This window comes from Paraburkholderia sp. (assembly GCF_035656215.1).
GTDB lineage: Bacteria > Pseudomonadota > Gammaproteobacteria > Burkholderiales > Burkholderiaceae > Paraburkholderia.
The window spans coordinates 1-5156 of sequence record NZ_DASRSY010000311.1 but is presented as its reverse complement, the minus strand read 5'-3'; the positions used below and the strand labels follow the sequence as shown (position 1 = coordinate 5156).

Below are 5156 nucleotides of genomic sequence, written 5' to 3'. Positions count from 1 at the left end.
ATCGGCCATCTGGTCCATCAGATCCAGCTTGAAATGCGCGGCGTAGAACGGCGTGTTCTTCGGCAACTCGATCGTCGCATTCAACGTCACCAGCGCGGGCCGGTGCGCCGCCTCGATGCTGTCGAGCCGTTGCGCGACCAGCGCCGGCGCGTTGGTCACGATGGTCAACCTCGGCATGCCGACCTGCCGCAAGCTGTTGTTCAGGCAGATCGCCTGACTCACATACGACAGCGGATCGCGATTCGTCGCGTTGGGACCCGGGCTCGCATCGACATCCACATAAACCAGCGTGCAAGGAAAAAGATTCACGTTGCTCCTCACCAGACGTGAGAGACGGTTCGCTTTTTCCAGCGCTACCGTTATCGTTCGCGGATCGATCCACATGTCATTTGTGGGGCAAGCCAGAAGCCGCGCAAGATGCGCAGCCGTCGTGCCGCGGCTCGCGCCTTCATGGCGTCACGCTCGAGCCGGGTGAGCTGATCTGCGGCGATGGAGTCGGATGAACCGGGGCGCAGAGATCAGGTATGACCTATCGTTTCACGTCCTTGCGTTGCCTTTCCGCCAAAAGTCAGCGAGACACAACGCCGGCGCCGTCAATCCGCGTTCGGCCGGTCGAAAGTACGCGACAATAACGGGCTTTTTAACATTTGAGTGAACAAGTTACCTGAGCGCCGCGCACGATTTTCGCATCAACTTTCGGCAGCGCTGTCTTCGCCGTATCGCATGCCGTGCGTGTTGAGCAAACGGTACAGCGTCGCGCGTGAAATGCTGAGCTCTCGCGCCGCGTCGCCCGGCCGCCCGCGATGGCGCAGCAGCGCGAGTTCGATCGCCTGCCGCTCCGCTGTCTCGCGTGCCTGTGCAAGCGTCACGGGCGTGATCGCGACGTAACCCGACAGTTCGAGATCGTCCGCGGTAATCGTGCGTCCCTCCGACATCACAATCGCGCGACGCACCCGATTGATCAGTTCGCGCACGTTGCCGGGCCAGTTGTACTGATGCAGCGCTGCGATCGCATCGGGAGAAAATCCGTACAGCCTGCGGCTCGCATCTTTCCTGTAGCGGTCCAAGGTATAAAGCGCGAGCAGTTCAATGTCCTTGCCGCGCGCGCGCAGCGGCGGCTCGTCGATTCGCAACACGCACAAGCGGTGGTACAGGTCCGAACGGAAGCGCCCGTTTTCGATCGCGGCCTCCATATCGACGTGAGTAGCAGAGATGATGCGCACGTCGACGTCGATCGAACCGGTGCCGCCCAGGCGGTCGATGGTGTTTTCCTGCAGGAAACGCAGCAGGCCCGATTGGCTCTCGAACGGCAAATCGCCGATTTCGTCGAGAAACACAGTACCGCCGTGAGCGGCTTCGACGCGCCCTATTCTGCGTTGATTCGCACCCGTGAAAGCGCCGCGCTCATAGCCGAACAATTCTGACTGCAACAGATGCGGCGGAATCGCACCACAGTTGATGGCGACGAACGGCTGCTTATGACGCGGCGAGTGCGCGTGAATCGCCGCCGCTGTCAGCTCCTTGCCCGTACCGGATTCGCCGGAGACGAAGACGGGCGCGTCATTTGCCGCGACTTTGCGGATCGAGCGGAATAACGCGAGCATTGCATCGCACGTGCCAATCATCTCGCCTTCGGCCGTGGACGTATCGACGAATACGGGCTCGCCGAGCGAGATCATGCCGCAGGCATGGCCTACCGTATCGACAATCCTGGCGTTCGCGGCGGGGAGCGTCACGTAATCGAAGCAGTAGTCGCGCACCAGCCTGCGTACCGCGGCGTCATCGAGCTCCGGCGCCGCGGTTATCGCCACCCATCCGATGTTCGGCATCGCAAGGCAGGCTTCCAGCGCGGCGATGTCGCGAGAGTCGAACACGCTCGAAAAATCGACCAGTCCGGCCGCCAGCGAGCCGTCATGCACGGCTTGCCGCACGTCATGAACCGAACCGATGACTTCAACCTCCCAGTCGCGTTCCTTGAAGCTCGCCATTAGCTCGGGCGCAGGATCGCGCGTGAAGTAGATAACACGCCGCGTTATGGCCTTCATTTTTTGCATTGTTTTTTATTGTTTCGCAGAGCCTTCCCTGAGGCGTATTGCATTCAGGGCCCTCGTTGCTGCGTTGTTCTTATTACCCCATGCACGCGGATGTCTGTCCTCGCGAATCAGACGCGTACGGGGAGCTGCCATTCATGGTGCACCGATTCCGGCGAGTCGACGGCGCTGTCAACGTAGGCTGGCGAGAAACCGGGTGCGATAACGACCGTCGATCATACGCGGCTGCGCAGCCGCTGCGAGGCACGCTGACCATATTTGATGATCAAGTTTGCAATAGCGCCAGCCATACTGTCCAGACACATTGATCGCTGAGCCGGTCAGGCTGTTGCGTACGTTGAATTCTGCGATGCAGTAGGCATAAATTCGAAGCGCGAGGCGTATCGGCGTCGATATTGAACCATGCGGCGTGCGGCTGCACAGTCGGTCGGGTCGACGCGTCTAGCGCCTCAACTTTCTGAAAAACTTGCGAATCTCGGCAGCGAGCAGATCCGGCTTCTCCATCGCAGCGAAATGGCCACCGCTCGGCATGTCGGTCCATTGCACGACGTCGAAGGTTCGTTCGAGCCACGTGCGCGGTGGATGATTGATCTCCTTGGGAAAACGAGCAAATCCCACAGGCGGTACGACGCGTTGTCCCTCGGCGAAGCGCATCGGCTGCAGCCGGTTTTCCCAATACATCTGCATTGCCGGACCGATACTCTGCGTGTGCCAGTAGAGCGAAATATTGGTGAGCAATTCGTCTTTCGAGAACACGCGCTCGATATCGCCGTCGCAATCGCTCCATGCGCGAAACTTCTCGCCGATCCATGCAGCGAGCCCCATCGGCGAATCGTTTAGCGACGCCGCCACGGTCTGTGGCTTCGTAGCGTGCATGTGGGCGTAGCCGCCTTCGAGCGCGGCCCATTCATTCTTCTCCCGCAGATAGGTTTCTTCTGCAGACGTGAGCGGTGTCTGCGCCGCGCCGCTTGCTGGCTCGTATGAGCTCGGCAAGAAGTTGAGATGAATGCCGTCGACAACCTGGTGGTGCCGCGCCGCGAGCGCGATCGAAACGCCTGCGCCCAGATCTCCGCCTTGGGCACCGAAACGCTCATAACCGAGGCCGCGCATCAGCGAAGCCCACAAGTCCGCCACCTGAAACGCGGACGTGCCGGGTTCTATCGGGGCCTGCGAGAATGCGAAGCCGGGCAGCGATGGAACGACGACGTCGAACGCATCGGCCGGATCGCAGCCGAACGCAGCCGGGTCGCATAGCCGGTCGAGGAGTGCATGGAACTCGAAAAACGATCCCGGCCAGCCATGCGTGACCACGAGCGGATAAGACACCGGGCCGACACCGCGCCGATGCACCAAGTGCACGCGCTGCCCCTCGACCTCGGCAAGAAATTGCGGTTGCAGATTCAACCGGCGCTCGGCTTCGCGCCAATCGAAATGTTCGGCCCAGTACTGCGCGAGTTCGCGCAGCCAGGCGGAATCGATGCCTTGCTGCCAGGCTGGCGAAGGTGTCGCGGGTGCCCAACGTGTCGCGCGAATGCGCAGGCGAAGATCGTCTAGGTCAGCATCCGGCACAGCAATCTGAAACGGCTCTATCTGCATGTCAGTTCATCCGGCACAAAGCGTGGGGACAACAGGCGCTTCGGATTCGACAGCGCTGGTCACGGCAATTCAGCGGGAAGCGAAGTCACGCAGCGGGCACAAGGCGGGCACGGAGCGCATGAAGCAATCTGCATGGTACACAAAGAGCGAATTTCACGTTGTGCGCCCCGAAGACCATTCGGAAAAACATCCCCAGACGTGTCACCCATGTCCCGATACGCCCGTTACCTATGTCCCGAGCGGCACCCTTGCGCGTCTTCAAAGACGATGCGCGCGTGTCAGGCTCGGTGCGCCGCCAGGTCCGGCCGGGTCCGGATTGCCGAATGCGGGAAGACTGCCATCGGCGCGGGCGCGTGCGATTTCCGCGCGCACCTGTGCGCGTGTTTTTGGTCCGCCCTCCGATTTCAATACCGTGCCGGCGGAGGGCGCGAGTTGAGGTAGCGATTGCGCTGGCACAGCTTGCGCGGTCAAGTCGGCCTGCCGGTCTGGCGGCGCCGATATCGGCGGTGTCTGCTGTGCCGGCTGTGATTCAGCAGGCGCACTGGCTCCATTCGGGACCACCTTCAGCGCAGCCGGACCAGAAGATGCGGCGCTCGCAACAACAGGCGCGCCGCCGCCAAGCGCTGTCCCGCTTGAAGTGCTACCCGTGCCAACAGCGGCTACTACGGTTTCACGCGCATGCTGGGTCTTCGCGTCACTGGAAGATGCACGGCTCGAGTGTTCGCGTGTCACGGCGGCGCGTTCATGAGAGCGGGCTGTTTTCCCTGACGACAGCGACGACAATCGCGCCGATTTCCCCCCTTGCCGCGCCGGCCCTTCCACATGCGTAGCGACCGGCACGTGCTGTGCCTGCTCCGCGCGCTCCGCCACTTCTCTTTGCAGTGCGAGCACCTGATCGTCGTTCCAGTGCGCCGAACGTGCCGCGTCCAGTTGCGCTTGTGCGGAGACCAGATCGTTGCGCTGCAGACTGTTGCGCGCCGCCTGGAGGTCTCCTGCAATGGCCGTAGCTGAATCGCTGCGTGCGACGACCGGTCCGGAACTCACCGAGCCGGTCATCGTGTCGCCGCGGGTGGAGTGAGTCGATGCATTGTCGCGCTCCAGGCCGAGTTCGTCCGCCGACAACCAGCTTTTGTTCGACTGCGAAATATAAGCAGCAATCGCCACCGCACCGACAAAAAAGCTCGTGAGAACTATCTTCCTGGGTTCGCTAACCATGATGTCTCCCTCTCAAATCGTGAACATGCGCGTTTGCGATATTTCAAACGTGCCCGAATTCATCAGAGGGTTCGCAGCGAATCAATCGATGCCACCGCAACGACCGCGAGTTCGGGCCGACACAGTCACCTACGAGGATGAGCGCAAGCTGGATGCGTGCTACCTGCTATTTATAGTCTCCAAACTTCGATTCGTCCGCTCGCGCAGGGAGTGTTGTCCGAAAAAGCCAGCTTACTGGCCAGCCTTTCCTACGACGATTATTGGAACTGCGAAGCAGTGCAAGGTGGTCGCACA

Annotated in this window: 3 protein-coding genes and 1 pseudogene; all 4 read right to left on the bottom strand. The window is 61.1% G+C overall.

Features of this window, described 5'->3' with window-relative positions:
• A pseudogene (locus tag VFE81_RS17665) lies at positions 1-309 on the bottom strand (hypothetical protein); the annotation flags it as partial.
• Between the two features lie 380 nt (positions 310-689).
• Positions 690-2045 carry a sigma-54 dependent transcriptional regulator gene (locus tag VFE81_RS17660; RefSeq protein WP_325045829.1) on the bottom strand — a complete coding sequence of 452 codons (1356 nt, stop codon included), beginning with the start codon at positions 2043-2045 and terminating at the stop codon, positions 690-692.
• A 447-nt stretch (positions 2046-2492) separates the two neighbouring features.
• Positions 2493-3647, bottom strand: coding sequence for an epoxide hydrolase (locus VFE81_RS17655; protein WP_325045828.1), 1155 nt, complete (start codon positions 3645-3647; stop codon positions 2493-2495).
• 258 nt (positions 3648-3905) lie between these two features.
• Positions 3906-4862, bottom strand: a complete 957-nt coding sequence (locus VFE81_RS17650; RefSeq protein ID WP_325045827.1) for a DUF4148 domain-containing protein — start codon at positions 4860-4862, stop codon at positions 3906-3908.
• Between the last annotated feature and the right edge of the window lie 294 nt (positions 4863-5156).

Coding starts and splice junctions, on each gene's coding strand:
- VFE81_RS17660 (WP_325045829.1), bottom strand. CDS start 2,045: ATGAAGGCCATAACGCGGCGTGTTATCTACTTCACGCGCGATCCTGCG.
- VFE81_RS17655 (WP_325045828.1), bottom strand. CDS start 3,647: ATGCAGATAGAGCCGTTTCAGATTGCTGTGCCGGATGCTGACCTAGAC.
- VFE81_RS17650 (WP_325045827.1), bottom strand. CDS start 4,862: ATGGTTAGCGAACCCAGGAAGATAGTTCTCACGAGCTTTTTTGTCGGT.